Genomic DNA, 23,306 nt, shown 5'->3' with positions numbered 1-23,306 from the left:
CGTCAGCGGGTAATCACGGCTTCCGCCTCGATCTCGACACGCCATTCAGGTCGTGCGAGCCATGCGACGCCGGCCATGGTGGAGGCAGGCCGGGCCACCCCGAAAAAGCGGGCATGCACTGCCCCGACCGCGTCCTGATCATCGGGATCGGTCAGCAACATCCGGGTGCGCACGACATCGCCAGCGCTGCCGCCAAGTTCTTCAATTGCCGCAAGGATGATCTTGCAACACCGGATCGCCTGCGCGGCTGCGTCGCCGGGCGTGGTGGTGCCGTCAGGTTCGACCGGGCCGGTGCCCGCCACGATAATGCGATCACCGTGACGCACCGCGCGGGCAAAGCCGAAGGTCGCCTCGAAAGGCGAACCCGAAGTCGCCCGCGCCTTGTCGTTCATCCGCAGGTTATCTCGATAATTTTCATGCCCGCGTCATAGCGGACGTTTACCCGATCTTCGCGGTAATCCATCGTCCAGGCCGAATTGGGCGGACCCCACCTCAAGGTGCGCGCACCGCTGTCCTTCAGCACCGCAGTGCCCATCGCCTGCGTGGCATCGTGGCCGATATGGTATTGGGCCGGGGCTGCATCGCAGGTCATCGCCATCGGCGGCGCACCCGTCTGACCGGGGCCGGCATTTTCCCCCGTCGTGGCGCATCCAGCCAGCCCGACGGCCGCTGCAGCAGCAATTGCGTGCTTCATGGCATCCTCCTTCATTCACACCGATGTTCGGCGACATGGATCAAGGTATCAGGCAGCCGCGCTGCGTCCAGCCCTGTCAGCCGCCGTGCTTGTCAAGCTCGTCGCCGGTGACAGTCACGACATGCAGCAGATTGGTCGCACCCGGTGTGCCAAACGGCACTCCTGCCAGCACGATCAGTTTGGCCCCGCCCTGCGCAAAACCATGGCGCAGCGCCATGCGGCGGCCCTTGCCGATCATCTCTTCAAAGCTGCCGATATCCTTGGTGGTCACGGCGTGTGCGCCCCACAACAATGCCACCCGCCGCGCCGTGCGGACCGACGGGGTGAGCACCATCATCGGCGTGGCCGGCCGTTCGCGGGCAACCCGCCGCGCGGTCGAACCGCTGGCGGTGAACACGGTGATCGCGCTGATCGGCACGGTATCGGCAATGGTCATGCAGGCATGCGCCAGTGCGTCGGAGGTTGTGGCATCGGGCGGGGTTTCAAGGAACCGCACCCGCGCCTTGTAGCCTTCGTCGCGCTCTACCTGCACCGCGATCCGGTCCATCATGGCGACCGATTCTTCCGGCCACGCGCCCGCCGCGCTTTCGGCTGACAGCATGACCGCGTCCGCGCCGTCATACACCGCGTTGGCGACGTCGGAGACTTCGGCGCGGGTCGGACTGGGGCTGTCGATCATCGACTCGAGCATCTGCGTCGCCACGATCACCGGCTTGCCCGCCCTGCGCGCGGCATTGACGATGCGCTTCTGCAGCGGCGGCACTTCGTAAGGTTCAAGTTCGACACCCAGATCGCCGCGCGCCACCATGATCCCGTCGGCCAGTTCGATGATCTCATCCAGGCGGTGGACCGCCTGCGGCTTTTCGATCTTGGCACAAATCGCCACCTCGCGGTTGCTGATCAGCTTGCGCGCTTCGGCAATGTCCTCTGGCCGCTGCACGAAGCTGAGCGCGATCCAGTCCGCCCCGTGTTCGGTGGCGAAGGCGAGATCGCGGCGGTCTTTTTCAGTCAGCGCGGGGATCGGCACCTCGGCATCAGGAACGTTCACGCCCTTGCGGTCGGAAATCACCCCGCCTACCTCGGCGCTGCACAGGATGCGGGCATCATCCGCCTCCAGCACTTTCAGGCGGATCTTGCCGTCATTGATCAGCAACCGCTGCCCGCGTTCCAGAATGCCGAACAATTCGGGGTGTGGCAGGCACACGCGGTTTTCATCGCCCGGCGTCTCGTCACGGTCGAGCACGAAGTGGCCTGAATGGCGAATCACCGCCTGCCCTTGCGCAAAGGTGCCGACACGCAGCTTTGGCCCCTGCAAATCGGCGAGGATCGCGATCGGCCGCCCGAACTGCTTTTCCAGCGCGCGGATCGCGTGGATCGCCGCCTCGTGATCGGCATGCGCGCCGTGGCTCATGTTGAGGCGGAAGGCATCCGCGCCCGCACGCACCAACCGATCCAGCATCTCGGGCGAGCGGCTGGCGGGGCCGATGGTGGCGAGAATTTTGACCTTGCGGCCGCGCGGGTCGATCCTTGACTGGTCGCGTCGTGACATTTGTGGCTATCCCTGATTGGCTTGGCCTATGGCACAGCCGGATTTCAACTCAAGGAAAAGCCGTGATGAATAGCAATGCCGATCCGCTCGATTCGCTTGATGATGCTCAGGCTGCCGCCGCTTTCCGCCGGCTGGTGCGGCATTTGCGCCACCGACACGATGCGCAGAACATCGAATTGATGGGCCTCGCCGGCTTCTGCCGCAACTGCCTGGCCGACTGGATCCGCGATGCAGGCTACGAAGGCGACAAGGAGGCGGCGCGCGAAGTGATCCACGGAATGCCGAGCGGCGAATGGAAGGCGACCCGCCAGAGCACCGCATCTGAGGAACAGCTTGCCCGGATGGAAGCGAGTGTCGCGAAGAACGCACAGGAATAATTTTCGCAGGCGGTTCTATCGGACGGCATGGCTGGCTATCGCACCCGCCAACCGATTCTGATTCCCGATGGAGACCCCCGATGAGCGAAGATACAAACGCAACCGATGACCGCCTGCGCCTGCTGATCGAGCGGATCGAGCGTCTTGAAGAGGAAAAGAAGGGCATCGCCGACGACATCCGCGATGTTTACATGGAAGCCAAGGCGGTCGGTTACGATCCCAAAATCATGCGCCAGATCGTGCGCCTGCGCAAAATGAAGCCCGATGACCGCAGCGAACAGGACATGCTGCTGGATACCTACAAGAACGCGCTCGGCATGGCGTAACCACCCGGGCCGCGCGCCTGTCATTGAAATATCATCCGGCTGTGTTATCTTACTAACACAGTAGCAGGAGAACACCCATGGCATCCCCTTGGAAAGACGCGCGCGGCGTTATTGTCACCACTACGCCCACGATCGAAGGCCGCCCGATCCAGGATTATCTCGGCATCGTCACTGGCGAGGTGATCGTTGGGGCCAACATCTTTCGCGACATGTTTGCCAATATCCGCGACATCGTTGGCGGGCGTTCGGGATCGTATGAACGGATTCTCGCTGACGCGCGCAAGCAGGCGATCGAGGAATTGCAGGCCGAAGCCGCAGCGCTGGGCGGCAATGCGGTGGTGGGCATCGATCTCGATTACGAAGTGATCGGCCCCAACGGATCGATGCTGATGGTCAGCGCCAGCGGCACGGCGGTAAAGGCCTAGGCCCTCACCACCAGCCGTAATCGCTCGCCAGAAACAGCGCATTGTAGGCCGCATGGTGCGCCATCGCTGCGCCCAGCCCCAATCGGGTGCGGGTATAGGCCAGTAGCAGCCCTCCGATGGTCTGCGGCAGCACCGCCAGCAGACCGAGCGGGTGGGTAAGCGGTTCGTAATTACCCAGATGGATCAGGCCGAACGCCAGCGACGATCCCCACACGAACCAGTGAAAACGGCGCGTGAACCACGCAGGGACGGCCGTATCGGTATCGCGGGTGCACAGCCAATGGATCATCCCGGCAAAGGCCAGCACGATCCCCGCCAGCGTCAGCGGCATGGTGTATTCTGCTGCGGCGAACACACTCGCCGTCAGCAACCCCATCGCCGCCATCCCATAGGCGCCGAACCTGAGCGCAGCCAACCGCCCGGTCAGCCAGCCCCGGAACGCCAGTTCTTCCATGATCGGCGCAAAGATCAGGAAATCGATCAAGTCTTCGGCCAGAGTCGATTCGTATTCGATCGGATCGGGCAGGAATGCGGCGCTTTCGTCCCAAGCTCCGATCAGGGCGTAAGCCAAGGTGTCGATAGCCATGTCGAGCGCAAACAACGCCAGCAGCACAAGCGCGGCAGGCCGCCCCCACGCCATCGGCTGGATCACATAGGATGGGCGCATGGCAAAGCGGGCGATGTCGGCCAACCGCTCGCGCAGGCCCATTACGCCCACACGCGCCCTTGCATCGTCCGCGCCCATCGGAGTAAGGCGCGCGCCTGTATTTCCAACATTTCCGGTGAAGTCGTCCAATGGCAGGCCATTCCAAGTTCAAGAACATCATGCACCGCAAGGGTGCGCAGGACAAGAAACGCTCGGCTATGTTCTCCAAGCTGAGCCGCGAAATTACCGTGGCGGCCAAGATGGGCATGCCCGATCCCGACATGAACCCGCGCCTGCGCCTCGCGGTCAACGCTGCCAAGGCGCAGTCGATGCCCAAGGACAATATCCAGCGGGCAATCGACAAGGCGAGCATGGCGGGCGGCGAGGATTACGCCGAAATCCGCTACGAAGGCTATGGCCCCGGCGGGGTCGCGCTGATTGTCGAGGCGCTGACCGATAACCGCAACCGCACCGCCACCAATGTGCGCACCGCCTTCAGCAAAAACGGCGGGAACCTTGGCTCCGAAGGGTCGGTCAGCCACGGGTTCGAACGGCGCGGGTTGATCGAATATCCCGCTTCGGCTGGCGACGAGGAAGCGATGCTCGAAGCCGCGATCGAAGCCGGCGCGGATGATGTGGAATCCTCCGAAGATGGCCACACCATCTGGACCGCTGACGATGCGCTGCATGGGGTCGCGACCGCGCTCGAGGTGACACTCGGCGAAGCGGAAAACGTCAAGCTGGCGTGGAAGCCGGTACTGACGGTCGATGTCGATGAAGACACCGCCGGCACGCTGATGAAGCTGATCGATGCGCTCGACGATGATGACGATGTGCAGACCGTGTGGGGCAATTACGAAATCTCCGACGAAGTCATGGAGAAGCTCGGCTGAAAAAGCGCGAATGGCTGCTGGCACTGATGCTCGGGGCTGCGTTCCTGATCGCGATGCTGTGGCGGTTCGGGTTCAGGATCGGGCTGTGATCGAATGATCATCCTCGGCCTTGATCCCTCGCTGTCCTGCACCGGCTGGGGCGTGATCCGAAGCGAAGGTGCGCGGATCAGCCATGTGGCCAACGGCCAGATCAAGACCGACGCGGTTGCGCCGATGGCGGCTCGGCTGGCGGCATTGCAGATTGGGCTGGCCGCCGTGATCGCCGCCCACCGGCCTGACCGCGCAGCGGCAGAGGAAATCTTCGTCAACAAGAACCCCCAATCCACCCTGAAGCTGGCGCAAGCCCGCGGCGCAGTGCTGGCGGCGTGCGGGGCGGCGGGGCTAAGCGTCAACGAACACGCGGCGCGGCTGGTCAAAAAAGCCGTCACCGGCACAGGCGCGGCGGAAAAGGCGCAGGTCGCCGCGATGGTAAAGGTGCTGATGCCGGGCGTAGCGATTGCTGGAAGCGACGCTGCCGATGCACTGGCGGTGGCGATTGCCGACGCACACCTTGCACCCTGGAGTTGAACGGAGATTAGTGTGATCCACCTCTACGGCATCCCCAATTGCGACACGGTGAAGAAGGCGCGGGTCTGGCTTGATGCACAGGGCCACGCCTACACCTTCCACGATTACAAGAAGGAAGGTGCCGATCCGGCGAAAGTCGCCGCCTGGATTGCTGCCGCCGGGCTTGATGTGGTGGTCAACCGCAAGGGCACCACCTATCGCAAGCTGTCTGACGCAGACAAAGCGCTGGCGACTGATAGTCACACCGCTGTCGCTTTGCTCGTTCAGCAACCGAGCATTATCAAGCGGCCAATCGTCGAATTTTCCGGTGGCATTCTGGTCGGTTTCAAGGAAGACGAATGGTCCGCAGTCTTGCTCTGATCGCGCTTATGGCGCTGGTGACAACTCCGGTGGCGGCACAGGAAAGCGGCATGCTGATCATCGCTCACCGCGGCGCGAGTGCAGAGCGGCCCGAACACACACTCGCCGCCTATGAATTGGCGATCGATCATGGGGCGGATTACATCGAGCCCGATCTGGTCGCGACCAAGGATCTCGTGCTGGTTGCGCGCCACGAAAACGAACTTTCCGGCACCACCGATGTGGCGAGTCGCGAGGAATTCGAAGACCGCCGCCGCGACAAGACGATTGATGGGCAGAAGGTGGCAGGCTGGTTCGCCGAGGACTTTACCCTGGCCGAACTGCGCACCCTGCGCGCCAAGGAACGCATTCCGTCGCTGCGGCCCGCCAATGCGCGCTACGACGGGCTGTATCAGGTGCCGACCTTGGCGGAAATAGTGAAGCTGGTGCGCGCCAAAGAAGCGGCGACGGCGCGCAAGATCGGGCTTTATCCCGAACTCAAGCACCCAGAATTCCTGTTGCAGAACGCCGGGATCGACATGGTCGATCTGCTGCTGCGGGAATTGCGTACACTCGGCATCACGCCAACCGATCCGGTATTCATCCAGAGCTTCGAGATCGCGCCGCTCCAGCGTTTGAAGCAACGCGGCGGAGGGTTCAGGCTGGTGCAGCTGGTCGCCCCTATCGGCGGCCCGGCGGACGAACCGGCGATGCGCTATGCCGAGATGGTGACGCCGACCGGGCTGGCGGAGATCGCGAAATATGCCGATGCGGTCGGGGCACATACCGCACTGGTTCTCACACCAGAAGGGGCACCCACGGCACTGGTGGCAGACGCGAAAGCGGCAGGGCTAGCAGTGCACGCATGGACAGTGCGACCGGAGAACGAATTCCTGCCGGTGGCCTTGCGCACGGGCGAAGACCCCAAGGGCAAGGGCTGCGGCGATGTGAAACTGGCGCAGATGCTGATGGCCGCAGGTGTGGCCGGAGTGTTCAGTGACGGGCCGCTGAAGGGGCGGAGCTGTCTCTAAACCCGCCGCGCGCTCAGAATATAATTCAGCGCCATGTCATCCGACAGGTGCAAGCCCTTGCCCGGTCGCCATGCGATCCCGCGCTTGGCCGTCACCGCCAGCCCCGCATCTCCCAGCAGCGCTTCCAATTCGTCGGGCGTAATGAAATCCTCCCAATGATGCGTGCCCTTGGGGACATAGCCGACTGCTTCTGCCGCGCCGACCAGAAGCACACGCGAAGCCGCAGTGCGGTTGGGTGTCGACATGACCAGCAAGCCATCCGGCGCCAGCCGCGCCGCCACATCCCTTAGGAAAGCAGGCTTGTCGGCCACGTGTTCGATCACTTCGACAGTGGTGACCAGATCGAAGGTGCCGATATCCAGTCCGGCAACCTCGCCCGCCATGTATCGGATATCGAGCCCCACGCCCTCCGCATGAGCGGCCGCCGCCGCCACATTTTCTGCCGCCGCATCAACACCCGTCACGCTCGCACCCAGCCGCGCCAATGGCTCGCACACCAGCCCTGCCCCGCAGCCAATGTCGAGCGCGCTCTTGCCCGCCAACGGCTTCGCTGAAGCACCAGCGCCCGTCCAATGCGCGTCTATCGCTTCCCGGATAAACGCCATCCGCACCGGGTTCACCTGATGCAAGCTCGCCATCGGCCCTTTCGGATTCCACCAGTCGCGTGCCAGCTTTGCGAAAAAATCTGCCTCTTCGGGGCGAATTGTAACATTCGGAATGTTTGCGTTTCCCATGAACCCCTCCTAACAGCCGCCGCGAACACTCACCAGCAGGAGCTGCATCTTGGCCCGCATTGTGATGAAATTCGGCGGCACATCGATGGCCGGGACGGAGCGTATCCGCCGGGTGGCCAATATTGTGCGCGCACAGGCCGCACCCAAACCCGACGGCACTCGGGATTCCGTCGCGGTGGTGGTCAGCGCGATGGCGGGCGAGACGGACCGGCTCGTGAATTTCTGCCGCGAAGCGAACCCGCTCTATGATCCGGCCGAATATGACGTGGTCGTCGCCAGCGGCGAACAGGTCACCAGCGGGCTGCTGGCGCTCACGCTTCAGGCGCTGGGCTGCAAGGCGCGCAGCTGGCTGGGCTGGCAATTGCCGATCCAGACCATCGAAGCCCACGCCAAGGCCAGGATCGACGTGATTGACGCGCCTGCGCTGATCGCCTCGCTTGAAGCGGGCGAGATTGCAGTGATCCCCGGCTTTCAGGGCATTTCTGACGATGGCCGTATCACCACACTGGGGCGCGGCGGTTCGGATACCTCGGCGGTGGCGGTGGCAGCAGCGATCAAGGCAGACCGGTGCGACATCTACACCGATGTCGACGGCGTCTATACCACCGATCCCCGCATTGTCGCCAAGGCGCGCAAGCAGAAGGCGGTGACTTACGAGGAAATGCTCGAACTTGCATCGGTGGGCGCCAAGGTGCTCCAGACCCGCTCTGTCGGCCTTGCCATGAAGGAAAAGGTGCGGGTGCAGGTGCTTTCGAGTTTTATCGGCGAAGGCGCACCGCCTGCCGATGATCTGCCGGGGACGATGATCGTCTCGGAACAGGAAATGGACGAATTGGTGGAGAACGGCCTGATGGAACGCCAGCTTGTAACCGGCATCGCGCATGACAAGAACGAAGCCAAGGTGATCCTCACCCGCGTGCCCGACCGGCCCGGCGCGGTGGCGAACATCTTCGAACCGCTCGCCGCGGCCAGCATCAATGTCGACATGATCATCCAGAACGTGGGCCGCGACAAGGGTGAGACCGACGTGACCTTCACCGTGCCGCAATCCGATCTTGCCCGCGCGCAGGCTCTGCTGGAAGATCGCCGCGATGCCATCGGCTTCAACCGCATCATCACCGACAGCAAGATTGCCAAGATCAGCGTCGTGGGCGTCGGCATGAAGAGCCACGCCGGTGTGGCCAGCACGATGTTCCGCGCGCTTTCGGATCGCGGCATCAACATTCAGGCGATCTCGACCAGCGAGATCAAGGTCAGCGTGATGATCGACGAGGACGAGACCGAACTCGCCGTGCGGGTGCTGCACACGGCTTACGGGCTGGATGCGGTTAGCTGAAAAGTAGCCCGCTTCGCCGGTATTAACCATTTCCGGTGACGCGGGCTTAACCTTTGGAGCCAGACTGTGCGTGCTCTCATCCACGAGAGCGAAAGGCGCAGATCATGGCCATAAAGGCCCACCTCGGCTCCCCGGCTGCAAGCGATAGCCAGCGTGCCACCCCCCGCCGCGCCCTGCGGCTGGAGGCCAGCGGGCTGGGCCCGGACGGCGCAGAAGCCAATGTCACTATCCACAATATCTCGGCCGCCGGGTTGCTGCTGGAAACCGGGCTGGCGTTGAACACCGGCGAACAGCTGGCGATCGACCTGCCCGAAGCCGGGATCGTGACAGCAGTGATCGTGTGGCGGAGCGAGCGGTTGTTTGGCTGCGCGTTCGAACAGGCGCTTGGCCCGGCAGCACTGGCCGCGGCGCAGCTTCAGGGGCTGGCGCCTTCCAGTCCCGGCCATGCCGCATTGCGCGGCGCAGGAACGCACGAGGCGCTTGGCCCCAAGCTCAACCGGCTGCGGCGCGAGGCCGGATTGACGCTAGCCGATGTCGCGGCGGCGCTGGGCGTCAGCAAGCCAACGGTGTGGGCGTGGGAAAAGGGCAAGGCGCGCCCCCTGCCGGAACGGCTGGAAGCCATCGCCGCCGCGCTCGGCAGCGCGCCCGAACAGCTTGCCGAATCTACCAGCGCCGCCGGCGATGCGAGCACCGTGATCGAGGAATGTCGCAGCCGGATCGCCGCAGCGTGCGGCACTCCGGCGGCTTCTGTGAAGATAATGATCGAACTGTAACATCAATCCAACACCTAGCTGAATATGCAAACCATCGCCCAAAAAGCACCACTAATCGCGCTGCGATCATCGGATTTATGGTAAACGAAGCCTTAGTTGATTCGTTTTTTAGTCTTGTTAGTTAAGTTGCTTTACTCAAAACCTCACAAATATCCGCAGAAATTCGGGAATTTTCCTGTATTGTTGCGGCTGAGTTAGTCGGCAACTTATAGCGACGCGAAATGGATGGACACCATGCGGGACGGTTCGGGGCACGATCAGTATGAAATTGGGTTTGAGCGACGTTGAAGGCCGCGTTTTGAACGGCCTGCTGGAAGAAGCTTCGGGTGACATTGTAGTGCGGCTGGATCGGCGTGGTTTCATCGTCCACGCATCTGCCAATATCGCGGAACTGGGTCTGGATTTTTCCGAAGCTCTGCTGCTCCCGCACATTACCGATCTGGCCGGGCGTGATCATGCCGCGTTCGTAGCCGAACATGTCACCGCCACGCTGGGCGGGCGCACGCAGGGCGGCTGGATCGAGTTTCCGGTAATCACCCACCATGATCACGAAGCTGGCCGGGAAAGCCCTTGCCAGCGCTGGTATGCGCTCAGCCTGCGCCCGATGTTTGACGCGGGCGGCGCGGCGGAAGGCGCGCTATGCCTGCTGCGATCAGTGCAGCAATTGCGCAGTCTCGAAGGCGAATTGCACGCCCGCGCAGTCACCGATCCGCTGACCGGGCTTGCCAACCGTCAGGCCTTCTGCGCCAGCCTCAGGCGGCAACTTGCAACCGGCGGCGGACAGATGGTGGCCGTCATGGCGGTGGACGGGATGCGGGCGCTGATGCTGCGTTATGGCCAGCGCACTGCGGACGAAGTGATGTGGGGGTTCGCCAAGTTCCTCGAAACCATGGCCCAGACACTGACAACGCCGGGGCACGAAGTCGCGCAGCTCGATGGCGAACGCTTTGGCGTGCTGCTGCCCGATATGACATCGCGCCACGCCCGCGAATGGGCCGAGGATGTGGTGGCAACCTTTTCCGCGTTGGCCGCGCCCGTATCGGCCAAGTCCCAGCAGCTCACTGCCAGCGCCGGGCTGGCGCGGGTGGAATGCACCGTCGACTGGACTCTGCGCGAGGCGGAGCTGGGCCTTGTCATGGCGCGGGCAGGCGGCGGGCGACAGGTTGCGGTGTCCACCCACCGGCGCGCAGCATAACACGCCGGTAGACTTGGCTCGCGGGGCAGCTAAACCGCTCCCATGAGCCACATTGCCACCATCCTGCTGCTCGGTTCGGGCGAGCTGGGCCGCGAATTCGTCATCTCCGCCAAGCGCCTCGGCGCGCGGGTGATTGCCTGTGATAGCTATGACAACGCCCCCGCGATGCAGGTGGCCGATGGCCGCGAGGTGTTCTCCATGCTCGACGGCGACGCGTTGCGGGCGGCGGCGGAAAAGCATCGCCCCGATCTGATCGTCCCCGAAATCGAAGCGATCCGCACCGAGGTTCTGGCCGATCTGGAGGTTGAAGGTTTCACCATCGTGCCATCTGCCCGCGCCGCGCAACTGACCATGAACCGCGATGCGATCCGCGATCTGGCGGCGGGTGAATTGGGTCTCGTCACTTCGCAATATGGCTATGCGACAAGTTTTGCCGAGGCGCAGGAAGTGGCCGCGCGCATCGGCTATCCGCTGGTGATGAAGCCGGTCATGTCCTCATCGGGCAAGGGCCAGAGCAAGGTTGACGATGCCGAGGCTTTGGAGGCGGCGTGGGAATATGCCGTTGCCAATATGCGCGGCGACCGGGCGCGGGTGATCTGCGAACAGTTCATCGCCTTCGACTATGAAATCACCCTGCTGACCGTTCGCCATGCTGCCAAAGACGGGGGCGGCATCAGCTTCTGCCCGCCGATCGGCCACCGGCAGGAACGCGGCGATTACCGCGAAAGCTGGCAGCCTGCCGCGATGTCCAACGCCGCGCTCGCCGCCGCGCAGGATATGGCCGCCAAGGTCGTCATGGCGCTGCAAGGCGAAGGGCGCGGCTGGGGGCTCTACGGCGTGGAGTTCTTCGTGAAGGGGGACGAAGTGATCTTCTCCGAACTTTCCCCCCGCCCGCATGATACCGGCATGGTAACGCTGGCGTCGCAAGACCTCACCGAGTTCGATCTTCACGCCCGCGCCATCCTTGGACTGCCGGTGCCGGGCAGCATCACCGCCCGGCCCGCCGCGTCAGCCGTGATCCTCGCCGACCGCGACAGCGAAAGCTTCTCCTTCGAAGGCCTGGCCGATGCTCTAGCCTTTTCGCCTGATGTCGATGTGCGGATTTTCGGCAAGCCCGTTACCCGTCCTTACCGCCGCATGGGCGTGGCGTTGGCCCGCTCTGCTGACGCATCTGCTGCCGTCGCGCTCGCCAAACAGGCAGCCGACGCTGTGCGGATTGTCTATTCGCCCGGTTCGGACTAAGCGCCGCCGCCATGACCCATTATCCCAACACCGCTGCCATGATGCAGCGCGGCACTGATTTCCTCGGCTGCGACACCGCGATTTTGTGCGGCGCGATGAGCTGGGTGAGCGAGCGCAATCTGGTTGCCGCGATTTCCAATGCAGGTGGTTTCGGCGTGATTGCCTGCGGGGCGATGACGCCCGAACTGCTCGACACCGAAATCGCCGCGACCAAGGCGCTTACGTCGAAGCCCTTCGGCGTGAACCTCATCACCATGCACCCCGCGCTGTTCGACCTGATTGCGGTGTGCCGCAAGCATGGCGTAACCCATGTTGTGCTGGCTGGCGGGATTCCGCCCAAGGGTTCGGTCGAAGCCATTAAAGATGGCGGCGATACCAGGGTGATCTGCTTTGCCCCCACCCTCGCGCTCGCCAAGAAGCTGCTGCGGTCCGGCGCGGATGCCATGGTGATCGAAGGGATGGAAGCAGGCGGCCATATCGGCCCGGTCTCGACGTCAGTCCTGGCGCAGGAAATTCTGCCAGAATTGGCAAGCGAACACCTGATCTTCGTCGCCGGCGGGATTGGCCGGGGCGAGGCGATTGCCAGTTATCTGGAAATGGGCGCGGCGGGTGTGCAGCTTGGCACGCGCTTCGCCTGCGCGACCGAAAGCATCGCCCACCCCGATTTCAAGAAAGCCTTCTTCCGCGCTTCGGCCCGCGAGGCCATTGCATCAGTGCAGGTCGATCCGCGCCTGCCGGTGATCCCGGTGCGCGCCCTGAAGAACAAGGGCACCGAAGAGTTCACCGCGAAGCAGCGCGAAGTCGCCGCGCTGCTCGATGCGGGCGAAGTCGACATGCTTGAGGCGCAATTGCAGATCGAACATTACTGGGCAGGCGCGCTGCGCCGTGCGGTGATCGAAGGCGACGTTGAAAACGGCAGTGTGATGGCCGGGCAATCGGTCGGCATGGTCAAGGCCGAGGAACCCGCCGCGAAGATCATTGCCGAGTTGATGGGCCAGTGCGAGGCGGCGCTCGCCAAGTAAGATGGCCGCACCGCTGATCCTTACGCTCGCCTGCGCCGACCGGCCCGGTATCACGGCGCGGGTCACCGGCTTCCTGTTCGAGCGCAATTGCAATATCCTTGACGCGCAGCAGTTCAATGATCGGGCTGAAGCGGGGGGAACCGACCGGTTCTTCATGCGCGTGGTGTTCGATCCCGATGGCTCGACCGCCGAAGGCTTGCGCACCGATTTTGCCGCGCTGGCGGATGACTATGCGTTTGAATGGAAGATGGTGCGCGAAGATCGCCCGCGTCGCACTATCATCCTAGTCAGCAAGTTCGATCATTGTCTGGTCGATCTGCTGTACCGCTGCCGCACGGGCGAGTTGCCGATCGATCCGGTGGCGATAGTCTCGAACCACCCGCGTGACGCTGCGATAAGGGTGGATATTGGCGATGTCCCGTTCCACCACATTCCGGTGACGCCAGACACCAAGCCGCAGGCCGAGGCGGCCTTCCGCGCTTTGGCGGCAGAGACCGACGCCGAACTGATCGTTCTCGCACGATACATGCAGGTGTTCTCGGACGAACAATCCGCCCATTTTGCGGGGCGCTGCATCAATATCCACCACTCCTTCCTGCCCGGTTTCAAGGGTGCGCGTCCTTACCATCAGGCGCACGAACGCGGGGTCAAGATCATTGGCGCGACTGCGCATTTCGTCACCGCCGATCTCGATGAAGGCCCGATCATCCATCAGGATGTGGAACGCATCACCCACGCCGATAGCCCGGCCGATCTGGTGCGCAAGGGCCGCGACATCGAACGCCGCGTGCTCGCGGAAGCGGTGCGCCTGTTCGCGCAGGAGCGAGTATTGATGAACGGCACGCGGACGGTTGTGTTCAGGGGTTAATTCAGGCGGGAGACGGCGCATGATCAAGGCTTTTGCAGGGGCGGCGCTGGCGGTGCTGGCGGTGCCCGCAGCGGCGCAGGATACAGTCGCCTATGAGCCTGATTGCGCCACTATCGGCGCCTTCCTCGATAGTGCTGTTGCTCAGGGCCGCACGGTCGGCGCTTCGGCGCTGGTGTGGAAAGATGGGGCCGAACGCTGTTTCGAAAACGCAGGCGATGCCGACCGCGAGGCAGCACGCCCGATTGCGCGCGACACGCTGTTCCAGATTTTCTCGATGACCAAGCCGGTAACCGGCGTGGCGCTGATGCAATTGTGGGAACAGGGCAAATTCGGGCTCGATGATCCTCTCGAATGGCACCTGCCCGAATATGCTGCCTTGAAGGTCGCCGATGGTGCAAATCCCGATGGTACGCCGATCCTGCGTGATCCAAGCCGCAAGGTGACGGTGCGCGATGTGCTGCGCCACACGGCGGGTTTCACCTATGGCGCGGATGGCGAGCCCGAAAACACCGCTGACCGGATTTGGGCGGAACTGCAGCCGCTGTCGTCCACCAACACGCTGGCGCAGTTCTCGCAAAAAATGGCGCAGGTGCCGCTGCTGTTCGACCCCGGCACGCATTGGAACTACAGTGCCGGGGTGGATGTTCAGGCGCGGCTGGTCGAGGTCTTGTCGGGGCAGCCGTTCGCCGAATATGTCGCGCAGCATATCTTCCAGCCGCTGGGCATGGCCGACACGGGCTGGAAGCGCAGCGCCGCGGATCGCCTGCGTTTGGCGCGCATCTACGAAGGCGAGAATGGCGCGCTGGCACCGTGGCCGGAGGACAAGCTGATCGATGCCAATTTCATGGGCCGCCCGATGACAATGGGCGGATCGGGCATCGTCACCACAGTCGATGATTACATGAAATTCGCGCGGATGCTGCTGGGGGAAGGTTCGCTGGACGGCACCCGCATCCTCAAGCCTTCGACCATCCGGCTGATGGCGACTGACCAGCTCGATCCGCGCATCGCGCCCGCCAACCGGTCATGGCTGGTGGGCAAGGGCAGCGGCGGGTTCGGCTTCGATGTCTTCGTGCGCACGGGCAAACCGCAGACGCCGCAAGAGAACCGCGGCAGCGTTGGGGAGTTCTACTGGGACGGGTTCCCCTCGATGCTGTTCTGGGTCGATCCGGCGCAGGACATGGCGGTAATCCTCGCCACCCAGAAAGTGCCATTCGACAATGATCTGCACCGCGATTTCCGCATCGCTGTTTACGGCGCGGATTATGTCGGTCCGCAAGGGGACTGAGGGGAGGGCGCGGTTACCGCAGCGCCACCTTTTTCGCCCCTTCGATCGCCTTGTCTTCATTGGCACGCTTGATCACGTAGGCGCGGATCGCTTCGATCTCGTCTTTCGACAGCGAGCCTGCAAAGCTCGCCATGCCGTTGTCCTTCAGCATCCCGCCTTCGACCACCGCATTCCAAGCGCTCGCGCTTTCGAGAGATCCGGCACGGCGCAGATCGGGCAGCACGGTGGAACCCACCGCACCAGGCGCATGGCACACCGCGCAATAGCGGCCATATTTGGCCTGACCCACCGCGATCACCTCGGCCGCAGCCGTGCTTGGCGGCGGATCGAGCGGGAGCTTTTCCACCACCACTTCATCGGGCAGCTTGGCCGTGCCGCCCAGCTTGAAAACCAGCAACCGGCTGACATTGCGCACCGGCGCCTTGCGGTTGATGAGATCGCCATCGACGCTGAGCGCATAGGCCCCGCCCCAGCCCGCCAACACCGCGACATATTGCTCCCCGCCCACGGTATAGGTGACCGGCGGCGCGACCACCCCGGTCTGCGCGGCAAAGCTCCACAGCTTCTTGCCTGTGCCTGCGTCATAGGCGTTGAATTCGCTGCCGGTGGTGCCCTGGAACACAAGGCCGCCGCCCGTGGCCAGCAAACCGCCATTCCACGGGCCGGGATGCTCGACCGTCCAGCGCGCCTTCTGCGCCACCGGATCCCACGCCACCAACATGCCCTTCAGGGTGCCAGCCACTTGCTTGCGGAAGCCTTCGTCCGCAGGGACATCGCCCGCACCCAGATCAAACCCGACATTGAAACCGCGCGCGGTATCGGGCTTCCAGCCGGCTTCCGGTGCGTAGAGCATTCCGGCCTCGAACGCAGGGATGTAGACCAGCCCCTCGCCGGGGTGGAACGCCATCGGGTGCCAGTTATGCCCGCCCAACGCGCCCGGAGTGACCAGCGCAGGCTTGCCGGTCTTGTCCACCCGCGTTTCGGAATTTTCGATCGGACGGCCTGTTACCGGATCAATGCCGGTGGCCCAGTTGACGCTGACATAGGGCTTGGCGCTGATGAACTTGCCGGTTTCCCGGTCGATCACATAGAAGAACCCGTTCTTGGGCGCCTGCATCAGCACCTTGCGCACCGCGCCATCGATTTCCATGTCGGCCAGCATGATGTGCTGGGTGGCGGTGAAATCCCACGTTTCGCCCGGTGTGGTCTGGTAATGCCAGACATATTCGCCGGTAGATGGCCGCACTGCGACGATGCTGGAAAGGTAAAGGTTATCGCCCTCGCCCGTGCCATCAGCACCGGGCGAACGATAGGCGCGGTTCCATGGAGAGCCATTGCCCACCCCGATATACAGCAGATCGAGATCGGGATCATAGGCCATCGAATCCCACACCGTCCCGCCGCCGCCAATCGCATCGGATGCGCCCAGCACATCCATGTTCCAGGTTTCGGCGGCTTTTTGCAGATAGGCGGGCGCGTCTTTCGGATCGCCGCCTTCGGGCACAGTGTACAACTTCCACAGCTGCTCGCCGCTGTTCGCGTCATAGGCCGCAACGAACCCGCGCACCCCGAACTCCGCCCCGCCATTGCCGATGATCACCTTGCCATCGATCACCCGCGGCGCGCCGGTGATGGTGTAGCTTTTAGACTGATCGACGGTGACTTTTTCCCATGCAACCGCGCCGCTGTCCCGGTCGAGCGCAATCAACCGCCCGTCCAGCGTGCCGAGGAACAGCTTGTCATCCCACGCCGCCAGCCCGCGATTGACGGTATCGCAGCAAGCCTTGACCGCAGTTTCGCCGGGCACCTTGGGATCATATTCCCATAAGGCTGTGCCGGTGGCGGCATCAAAAGCCTTCACCTTGCTCCACGCGGTCGTGATATACAGCTTGCCGTCCATCACCAGCGGGGTCGCTTCCTGCCCGCGTGCGGTGTCCATATCGGCAAACCACGCAAGGCCGAGATCGCCCACGGTCTGGGTGTTTACCGCATCAAGCGGGGAATAGCGTTGTTCGGAATAGGTTCGCCCGTGGCTGATCCAGTTGGCGCTATCGCCATCTGCCCCCACCAGCATCGCGGCGGTAATCCCTTCTCCGCCCGCGCCCGAATCGCCGAAAATCTGGCTGCAATTCGCCAGCATCCCGGCCGAAAGCAAAAGGGCAGCACTGCCCACCCACCGCGTAAGGTCCATTGATCCCGCTCTCCCCGTTTTGTTTTGCGGGCATGTTGGCGTGTCATTCGCCGCTTGTCCATGCCTCCCGGTCATGGCTATCTGTGTGCTGCGGTAGGGGCCGACAGGAGAGTATCAAATGTGCGATGAGAGCAAATTGGCCGATTGGGCCCGCCAGACCATCAACCGCCGCCAGTTTGGCGCGCTGTCAGGCGTTGCTGCCCTTGCTGCCTGCGCGCCGGGTGAAAGCACCGGTAGCGCGCGGGCCGCAACCGCAGGCCTCAAGGAACGGGGGGTCAATTTCGCTACCGCAGACGGTACGCTCGACGGGTTCTTCGTCCAGCCTGAAACCGGCAGCCACGCCGCCGTGATCCTGTGGCCCGATATCGCCAGCATCCGCGAGGCAAAGCGCAACATCGCCCGCAAGCTCGCGGGCGCAGGCTATGCCGTGCTGGTGGTGAACCCCTATTACCGCGACGTGACCGGCGAACAGTTTGCCGATTTCGCCGCCTTCATTGCGGATGGCGGGTTCCAGAAAGTCGGCCCGTGGCGCGGCAAGCTGGATGCCGAAGCGATCATGCGCGACACGACCGCAATCGTCGACTGGCTTGACCGGCAGGAAGGCGTCAGCCAGGCGATGGGGATCGGCACGCAGGGCTATTGCATGGGCGGGCCGTTCACCATCTGGGCAGCAGCGGCAAAGCCTGCGCGCGTCAAGGCGGCGGCCAGCTTCCACGGCGGCGGGCTGGTGCGGGCCGATAACCCGATGAGCCCGCACGCGCTGCTGGGCAAGGTCGATGCCAGCCTGCTGATCGCTGTGGCACAGGATGATGATGCCAAGGCACCGGCAGACAAGACGACCTTTGCCGCTGCGGCCAAGGCAGCCGATGTTCCCGCAACCGTCACCGTCTATCCCGGCGACCACGGCTGGATGGTGCCCGATAGCCCGGCCTATGATGCCACCGCCGCCGCTCGCGGCGAGGCCGATCTGAAGGCGCTTTACGCCGCCGCGCTGGCTTAGCTCTCACGACCGCCGCCGAGCGGGCCGCCATTACGAACACAATGGAGGTCCGGTTCTGGGCCGATGCAGTGGTGCTTTGAATGGCCGAAAGTGGGTTGATTCCCTCCGCGCGCGCAGCGTTAGTCCCATCAAACTGTTGCCCAGCACATGATTCATCGGCATTCCGCGCTGATGAAGCTGATGCGTAATCCGATCCGGCTGGTTCCGAGTCTGTTTCTGCTCGCAATCGCCATCGGAACAGTGCTGCTAAGCCTGCCGATCGCGACCGCTGACGGCACCCGCGCATCTGTTCTCACCGCTCTCTTCACAGCCACTTCTGCCGTTGCGGTGACGGGGTTGGTGGTGGTCGATACCGGCAGCTACTGGTCGCCGTTCGGGCAAGTGGCGATCCTGCTGATGTTCCAGATCGGCGGGTTGGGGATCATGACAGCGGCGACCCTGTTCGGCCTTATCGCGGGGCGCGGCTTCGGCCTGCATGACCGTATGGCGACACAGGTTGAACGCGGGCGGCTGGAGACCGGCGACGCGCTGTCAGTGCTCAAACTGGTATTCGCCATCACGATTGCAGTGGAGGCGGTGGTTGCAACTATCCTCGCGCTGCGGATGATGACGAGCTACGACATGAGTGCAGGCACCGCCCTGTGGCACGGCGTGTTTCATGCGGTCAGCGCGTTCAACAATGCCGGCTTTTCCACCCACTCCGACAGCGTCATGGGGTATCAGTCCGATCCGGTCATTCTGGTGCCGATCATGCTGGCCGTGATTCTGACGGCATTGGGCTTTCCGGTGATGCAGGATTTGCGCGACAAGCGGTTCGCGTGGAAGCGCTGGTCGCTGCATTCCAAGGTTACGGTCTACGGCACCGTCGCTCTGCTCGCACTGGGGTTCGTCGCGATCCTAGCGATGGAGTGGACGAACGCCGGAACGCTCGGCCCGATGAGCGTAGGCAGCAAACTGCTCAATGCCGCGTTCCATTCTGTGATGCCGCGCACCGCGGGGTTCAACAGCGTGGATGTGGGCGCGTTCCATGATCAGACGCTGATGATGAATTACCTGCTGATGTTCATCGGCGGCGGCAGCGCGGGCACGGCGGGCGGGATCAAAGTGACCACCTTTATCGTGCTGTTCGCGATTGTGCTGTCCGAAGTGCTTGGCCGCCGCGATGCCGGGTTGTTCGACCGCCGCTTCGGCAGCGAGGTCGAACGGCAGGCGCTGACAGTCACGGTGTTGGCCGCCAGCCTGATCTTCGCAGCGACAACCTATATTGCGTCGATTACGTCGCTGGCCCTGCCGAAAATCCTGTTCGAGTGCATTTCCGCTTTTTCTACTGTGGGCCTTTCCACCGGCATCACCGCCGACCTGCCCCCATCCGCGCAGGTGGTGATCGTGCTGCTGATGTTCATCGGCCGGGTGGGAACCATCACCGTTGCCACCGCGCTTGCTGTAGGACGGCCAGCGCGGCCTTATCGCTATGCCAAGGAGAACCTCATTGTCGGCTGACAAGCGCAAACCCGTTCTGGTTGTCGGATTGGGCCGTTTCGGCGGCGCAGTCGCTCGCACGCTCACCAGCATGGGCAGTGAAGTGCTGGGAGTCGATAGCAACCCGGCGCTGGTGCAGGAATATGCGGCCGACCTGACCAAGGTGGTCGAAGCCGATTGCACCGATGGCGATGTGCTGCGCCAGCTGGGCGTGGCTGATTTCGAGGCGGCAGTGGTCGCCATAGGCAGCGATATCGAAGCCAGCGTGCTCACGGTGCTGGCACTGGCCGATCTGGGCCTCACCAATATCTGGGCCAAGGCGAGCAATGCGAAGCACGCCCGCATCCTCGAACGTATCGGCGCAACGCATGTGGTGTTCCCTGAACAGCGGATGGGCGAACGGGTCGCGCATCTGCTCAATGAACGGCTGCTTGATTTCATCGCCTTCGACGACGAATTCGCGATCGCGCGCTTATGTGCGCCCGATCCAATTGTCGGCCTGCCCTTGGTGACCAGTGCGTGCCGCAAGAAATACGATGTAACCGTCGTCGGTGTGAAGCGGACGGGCGAGGCGTTCATACACGCCGTCCCCGACACGATCATCTTCCCCGACGATGAATTGGTCGTGTCAGGCCGGATCAAGGATATCGAGCGGTTTTCGGCGATCTGATCCGGCATGGGCGGCTGTGTCGCAAGACACTTTCGCCAATGTCTGGTTCGGGCTCGATAGCCGAAGCGCCACTTTCGGCGGCGTGTTCGGCAAAGCTGCCGCTTACGGCCGGGCGCACGGACGAATCAGCGCGGGCTACGCCTTACGCGCTTTGGCCCGTTCATTCTCGGCGCCAAACCGCCCGTGCTTGCGATAGCGCAGCATCCACTTGTCGAGAAACAGGCCCAGCGGCTTGGGCTCGATCCCCAGCTCGGCAAAGCCCTGTGCGCCGGGTGCCACTGTGCTGCCGGGCTTAAGCAGCGCCCATTGGTCGCGGCTCATCGGGGTTCCGGGCATGGCCGCAAAAGCCGCGCTGAGGCCATCGGGCATGGCGATGAACCGCCGGCTGCGCCCTTGCGCCTGCGCGATACGCTCGTGAATATCCATCATCGAAAGCTGTTCCGGGCCGCCCAGTTCATAGGTGTGCCCGCCGTGCTTTTCAGGGTGCTCCAGCGCGGTAGCGACCGCTTCAGCCACATCGTCGGCATAGACCAGCTGCAGTTTCGCCTCAGGCCCGAACACCGGCAGCACCGGCAATGTTGCAATCATCCCGCCAAACAGGTTGAGGAAATTGTCATCCTTGCCGAACACTATCGAAGGCCGCAGGATCGTCGCCTTGGCAAAGCCTTCGCGCACGCGGCTCTCGCCCAGCGCCTTGGACTTGGCATAGGGAATCGGCGATGCGGCATCGGCCCCGATCGCACTGATGTGCACCAGCGCGGCAACACCTGCAGCGGCGGCGAGGCGGGCGATGGTGCCGGGGGCCTCGCCCATCACGGCATTCAGATCGCCATCAAAGGCACCGACCAGATTGACCACGTGGCTCGCCCCGTCCAGCGCCGCGGCGACATGCGCCTCATTCGTGATGTCGCACGGCAGGAATTGCAGCTGACCGAGATTGGCAAGCGGTTTGAGCCCTTGCGCCTTGTAGGGAGCCCTGCTCGCCAGCCGCAGCCGCGCGCCGCGCTCCAACAGGGCTTGCGCGACATAGTTGCCGATATAGCCACTGCCGCCAAACAGGGTGACAAGCTGGCCGGAAAGCGGGGAGGATCTGGGCATGGGTTCGGGTGCTCTTGATGGCTGTCTCAGTGCGGGCAAAGTGCTGGCCGCGCTTTGCGGCAATGCGCGCGGACAGGCAAGAGGGGCGATGCAGTCCGGCAACGGCAGCGCGTGGTTTGGCGGGCATGGGACGATGATTTTGCCGGTGTTGGAGGATAATCTTCGCTGGCCTGACGCAGATGTCGCCCAGACCCCTGCCAGACCCTGCTAGCCCCCCTCTAAACCCCCTCTAGACCCCTGCCAGGCCCAATCCAGACTGGCTCCTGACTCCCATTTTGATCGGGTCGCAATTCGTCGCAAGGTAGTGATTGACAGCGCCCCCTCCCCCCCGCTATTGGCCCGCCCCTACCCAGCTTCCGGCAGCGATGACCGGTTGCACCGTGCCCAGATGGCGGAATTGGTAGACGCACCAGCTTCAGGTGCTGGCGCTCGCAAGGGCGTGGAGGTTCGAGTCCTCTTCTGGGCACCAGTTACCCAACCGCGAACGTTCGCTAAAGGTTGGAAAAATAGCAGAAATCTGGTAAAAGCGAGCCACGGGACACCGCCGTGGTTCGCCCTTGTTCGCCAGAAATCGGGCGCTTCTGGGGGCCACGTTGGGGGCCAAGCGCAGACCCTCAAAAAAGTGGCCCCCAGCTATGCCTCTTTCCGACGTTAAGATCCGAGCAGCCAAGCCTGGCGACAAGCCCAAGAAGCTTGGCGATTCTGGTGGTCTCTTCTTGTTGGTGCAGCCGTCGGGAGGAAAGCTCTGGCGCTTTAAGTATCGCTTCGACGGCAAGGAGAAGAAGCTCAGCTTCGGCCGCTATCCCGACGTGTCGCTGCAGGAAACTCGTAAACGGAGGGACGAAGCGCGCGTCATTCTTGCGAACGGTAGTGATCCTACAGAAGCGAGAAAAGATGCTGAGCGCGAGGCGATTGAGCGTAGCGCCAACAGCTTTGAACATGTCGCCGAAGAGTATCTCGAAAAAATTGCTGCAGAGGGCCGTGAGGCGGTCACGATCAAAAAAAGCCGCTGGCTGTTGTCGCTACTGATCCCAACGATTGGAGCGATGCCGATCTCAGAAATTAAGCCAGCACAGCTCCTAGCGGCCCTGAAGACAGTCGAAGCCAAGGGGCACTACGAGACGGCCATGGGTTTGAACAACCATTTGTAAGCTGCGAAGCCACGGACAGACAAAATCTGGTCGAAAGCCGGATCGATCCTCCGAAAGGTCGAACGCACCCGAGCTACGTAAACTGCGACAGACTGATCAAATACTTCGCCATCAAGCCAATCTGCAAGGTGCGCGCGTGTCAAAGCCCTGCCCTTCGCCACCACCAATGCGTGCACGATCTGGTGCTGGACTCTTGGCAGCGTCATTGCCGTTCTTTCAAAAACGAGCACGCCCTTGTCTTCAAGAGTGACATTTCCGAAACTGATCGGATGATCTTGAAACGACGATATGCCACAATGCGGGCATTTCTGAACTATCATCACATCTTCTCCTCAGAGCAGCCGAAGCCATCAACTGTGGCACATCAACGCATTTTCCTGTCGCGGCACTCTAAGCCCAATTGCGCGACCTA

At 62.9% G+C, this 23,306-nt stretch carries 27 protein-coding genes and 1 tRNA gene; 20 read left to right on the top strand and 8 right to left on the bottom strand.

Annotation, left to right across the window (positions count from 1 at the left end; all coding sequences use genetic code 11):
* Positions 1 to 2 precede the first annotated feature (2 nt).
* The 3 genes from IP79_RS11250 to pyk all read right to left on the bottom strand — a co-directional run bounded on the left by IP79_RS11250 (position 3) and on the right by pyk (position 2,243).
* Positions 3 to 392, bottom strand: a complete 390-nt coding sequence (locus tag IP79_RS11250) for a RidA family protein (RefSeq protein WP_054119396.1) — start codon at positions 390 to 392, stop codon at positions 3 to 5.
* A complete protein-coding gene (locus tag IP79_RS11245) occupies positions 389 to 694 on the bottom strand; it encodes an I78 family peptidase inhibitor (RefSeq protein WP_054119430.1) in 306 nt (101 codons plus the stop codon). Before IP79_RS11245 ends, IP79_RS11250 begins: the two co-directional genes overlap by 4 nt.
* A 76-nt stretch (positions 695 to 770) precedes the next feature.
* Positions 771 to 2,243, bottom strand: a complete 1,473-nt coding sequence (gene pyk / locus IP79_RS11240) for a pyruvate kinase (RefSeq protein WP_054119395.1) — start codon at positions 2,241 to 2,243, stop codon at positions 771 to 773.
* Between the two features lie 65 nt (positions 2,244 to 2,308).
* Here pyk and IP79_RS11235 point away from each other — a divergent pair, with 65 nt between their 5' ends.
* The 3 genes from IP79_RS11235 (at position 2,309) to IP79_RS11225 (ending at position 3,371) form a co-directional block, all read left to right on the top strand.
* A complete protein-coding gene (locus tag IP79_RS11235) occupies positions 2,309 to 2,620 on the top strand; it encodes a DUF1244 domain-containing protein (protein ID WP_054119394.1) in 312 nt (103 codons plus the stop codon).
* Between the two features lie 80 nt (positions 2,621 to 2,700).
* Positions 2,701 to 2,946 (top strand): DUF2312 domain-containing protein, encoded by a 246-nt coding sequence (locus IP79_RS11230; RefSeq protein WP_054119393.1) that lies wholly within the window; start codon positions 2,701 to 2,703, stop codon positions 2,944 to 2,946.
* A 77-nt stretch (positions 2,947 to 3,023) separates the two neighbouring features.
* Positions 3,024 to 3,371 carry a heavy metal-binding domain-containing protein gene (locus IP79_RS11225; RefSeq protein ID WP_054119392.1) on the top strand — a complete coding sequence of 116 codons (348 nt, stop codon included), beginning with the start codon at positions 3,024 to 3,026 and terminating at the stop codon, positions 3,369 to 3,371.
* A 4-nt stretch (positions 3,372 to 3,375) separates the two neighbouring features.
* On the opposite strand, the gene IP79_RS11220 is transcribed toward IP79_RS11225, so the two are convergent.
* A complete protein-coding gene (locus IP79_RS11220) occupies positions 3,376 to 4,116 on the bottom strand; it encodes a type II CAAX prenyl endopeptidase Rce1 family protein (protein ID WP_054119391.1) in 741 nt (246 codons plus the stop codon).
* A gap of 50 nt (positions 4,117 to 4,166) precedes the next feature.
* Between IP79_RS11220 and IP79_RS11215 the strand changes: the two genes are divergently transcribed.
* From IP79_RS11215 to IP79_RS11200, 4 genes are all read left to right on the top strand, one after another.
* Positions 4,167 to 4,910 carry a YebC/PmpR family DNA-binding transcriptional regulator gene (locus IP79_RS11215; RefSeq protein WP_054119390.1) on the top strand — a complete coding sequence of 248 codons (744 nt, stop codon included), beginning with the start codon at positions 4,167 to 4,169 and terminating at the stop codon, positions 4,908 to 4,910.
* Between the two features lie 93 nt (positions 4,911 to 5,003).
* The gene (ruvC, locus tag IP79_RS11210; RefSeq protein ID WP_054119389.1) at positions 5,004 to 5,477 is read left to right on the top strand and encodes a crossover junction endodeoxyribonuclease RuvC; all 474 of its coding nucleotides are present in this window, start codon (positions 5,004 to 5,006) and stop codon (positions 5,475 to 5,477) included.
* A 12-nt stretch (positions 5,478 to 5,489) separates the two neighbouring features.
* A complete protein-coding gene (locus tag IP79_RS11205) occupies positions 5,490 to 5,837 on the top strand; it encodes an arsenate reductase (RefSeq protein WP_054119388.1) in 348 nt (115 codons plus the stop codon).
* The gene (locus IP79_RS11200) at positions 5,816 to 6,847 is read left to right on the top strand and encodes a glycerophosphodiester phosphodiesterase family protein (RefSeq protein WP_082337178.1); all 1,032 of its coding nucleotides are present in this window, start codon (positions 5,816 to 5,818) and stop codon (positions 6,845 to 6,847) included. Before IP79_RS11205 ends, IP79_RS11200 begins: the two co-directional genes overlap by 22 nt.
* On the opposite strand, the gene ubiG is transcribed toward IP79_RS11200, so the two are convergent.
* Entirely contained in the window at positions 6,844 to 7,581 is a 738-nt protein-coding gene (gene ubiG / locus IP79_RS11195) for a bifunctional 2-polyprenyl-6-hydroxyphenol methylase/3-demethylubiquinol 3-O-methyltransferase UbiG (protein ID WP_054119387.1), read from the bottom strand. The two genes, IP79_RS11200 and ubiG, sit on opposite strands and share 4 nt — an antisense overlap.
* Before the next feature lie 49 nt (positions 7,582 to 7,630).
* Between ubiG and IP79_RS11190 the strand changes: the two genes are divergently transcribed.
* From IP79_RS11190 to IP79_RS11160, 7 genes are all read left to right on the top strand, one after another.
* The gene (locus tag IP79_RS11190) at positions 7,631 to 8,917 is read left to right on the top strand and encodes an aspartate kinase (RefSeq protein ID WP_054119386.1); all 1,287 of its coding nucleotides are present in this window, start codon (positions 7,631 to 7,633) and stop codon (positions 8,915 to 8,917) included.
* Between the two features lie 104 nt (positions 8,918 to 9,021).
* On the top strand, positions 9,022 to 9,690 hold the full coding sequence (locus tag IP79_RS11185) for a helix-turn-helix domain-containing protein (RefSeq protein WP_054119385.1): 669 nt from the start codon (positions 9,022 to 9,024) through the stop codon (positions 9,688 to 9,690).
* Positions 9,691 to 9,952: 262 nt separating this feature from the next.
* Positions 9,953 to 10,885: a GGDEF domain-containing protein gene (locus IP79_RS11180; protein WP_054119384.1), complete on the top strand. Its 933-nt coding sequence runs from the start codon at positions 9,953 to 9,955 to the stop codon at positions 10,883 to 10,885.
* A 42-nt stretch (positions 10,886 to 10,927) separates the two neighbouring features.
* On the top strand, positions 10,928 to 12,127 hold the full coding sequence (purT, locus tag IP79_RS11175; RefSeq protein WP_054119383.1) for a formate-dependent phosphoribosylglycinamide formyltransferase: 1,200 nt from the start codon (positions 10,928 to 10,930) through the stop codon (positions 12,125 to 12,127).
* Positions 12,128 to 12,138: 11 nt separating this feature from the next.
* Complete coding sequence (locus IP79_RS11170; RefSeq protein WP_054119382.1) at positions 12,139 to 13,149, top strand: NAD(P)H-dependent flavin oxidoreductase; 1,011 nt, start codon at positions 12,139 to 12,141, stop codon at positions 13,147 to 13,149.
* 1 nt (position 13,150) lies between these two features.
* Positions 13,151 to 14,017 carry a formyltetrahydrofolate deformylase gene (gene purU, locus IP79_RS11165; protein WP_054119381.1) on the top strand — a complete coding sequence of 289 codons (867 nt, stop codon included), beginning with the start codon at positions 13,151 to 13,153 and terminating at the stop codon, positions 14,015 to 14,017.
* 19 nt (positions 14,018 to 14,036) lie between these two features.
* A complete protein-coding gene (locus IP79_RS11160; RefSeq protein ID WP_054119380.1) occupies positions 14,037 to 15,305 on the top strand; it encodes a serine hydrolase domain-containing protein in 1,269 nt (422 codons plus the stop codon).
* A gap of 13 nt (positions 15,306 to 15,318) precedes the next feature.
* Here the strand turns inward: IP79_RS11160 and IP79_RS11155 are convergent, their stop codons facing one another.
* Complete coding sequence (locus tag IP79_RS11155; RefSeq protein ID WP_420705628.1) at positions 15,319 to 17,496, bottom strand: PQQ-dependent dehydrogenase, methanol/ethanol family; 2,178 nt, start codon at positions 17,494 to 17,496, stop codon at positions 15,319 to 15,321.
* Positions 17,497 to 17,614: 118 nt separating this feature from the next.
* Here IP79_RS11155 and IP79_RS11150 point away from each other — a divergent pair, with 118 nt between their 5' ends.
* From IP79_RS11150 to IP79_RS11140, 3 genes are all read left to right on the top strand, one after another.
* A complete protein-coding gene (locus IP79_RS11150; protein WP_054119378.1) occupies positions 17,615 to 18,496 on the top strand; it encodes a dienelactone hydrolase family protein in 882 nt (293 codons plus the stop codon).
* Between the two features lie 147 nt (positions 18,497 to 18,643).
* Positions 18,644 to 19,996, top strand: a complete 1,353-nt coding sequence (locus IP79_RS11145; RefSeq protein ID WP_233994178.1) for a TrkH family potassium uptake protein — start codon at positions 18,644 to 18,646, stop codon at positions 19,994 to 19,996.
* Positions 19,986 to 20,645 (top strand): potassium channel family protein, encoded by a 660-nt coding sequence (locus IP79_RS11140; protein ID WP_197273805.1) that lies wholly within the window; start codon positions 19,986 to 19,988, stop codon positions 20,643 to 20,645. The genes IP79_RS11145 and IP79_RS11140 overlap by 11 nt, the downstream gene beginning before the upstream one ends.
* A gap of 135 nt (positions 20,646 to 20,780) precedes the next feature.
* On the opposite strand, the gene IP79_RS11135 is transcribed toward IP79_RS11140, so the two are convergent.
* Positions 20,781 to 21,743 (bottom strand): complex I NDUFA9 subunit family protein, encoded by a 963-nt coding sequence (locus IP79_RS11135; RefSeq protein ID WP_054119376.1) that lies wholly within the window; start codon positions 21,741 to 21,743, stop codon positions 20,781 to 20,783.
* On the opposite strand from IP79_RS11135, the gene IP79_RS11130 reads away from it, so the two are divergent.
* The 3 genes from IP79_RS11130 (at position 21,742) to IP79_RS11120 (ending at position 22,894) form a co-directional block, all read left to right on the top strand.
* Positions 21,742 to 21,954: a hypothetical protein gene (locus IP79_RS11130; protein WP_054119375.1), complete on the top strand. Its 213-nt coding sequence runs from the start codon at positions 21,742 to 21,744 to the stop codon at positions 21,952 to 21,954. The two genes, IP79_RS11135 and IP79_RS11130, sit on opposite strands and share 2 nt — an antisense overlap.
* A gap of 171 nt (positions 21,955 to 22,125) precedes the next feature.
* Positions 22,126 to 22,212 (top strand) — tRNA-Leu (locus IP79_RS11125).
* Positions 22,213 to 22,378: 166 nt separating this feature from the next.
* Positions 22,379 to 22,894, top strand: a complete 516-nt coding sequence (locus IP79_RS11120) for a tyrosine-type recombinase/integrase (RefSeq protein WP_054119374.1) — start codon at positions 22,379 to 22,381, stop codon at positions 22,892 to 22,894.
* Here IP79_RS11120 and IP79_RS15250 read toward each other — a convergent pair.
* The gene (locus IP79_RS15250) at positions 22,858 to 23,214 is read right to left on the bottom strand and encodes a winged helix-turn-helix domain-containing protein (protein WP_082337177.1); all 357 of its coding nucleotides are present in this window, start codon (positions 23,212 to 23,214) and stop codon (positions 22,858 to 22,860) included. The genes IP79_RS11120 and IP79_RS15250 overlap by 37 nt on opposite strands.
* Between the last annotated feature and the right edge of the window lie 92 nt (positions 23,215 to 23,306).

The organism is Porphyrobacter sp. AAP60 (assembly GCF_001296025.1).
Lineage (GTDB): Bacteria > Pseudomonadota > Alphaproteobacteria > Sphingomonadales > Sphingomonadaceae > Erythrobacter.
Note: the sequence above shows the minus strand (reverse complement) of the source record. Positions and strands in the feature narration are given on the sequence as shown.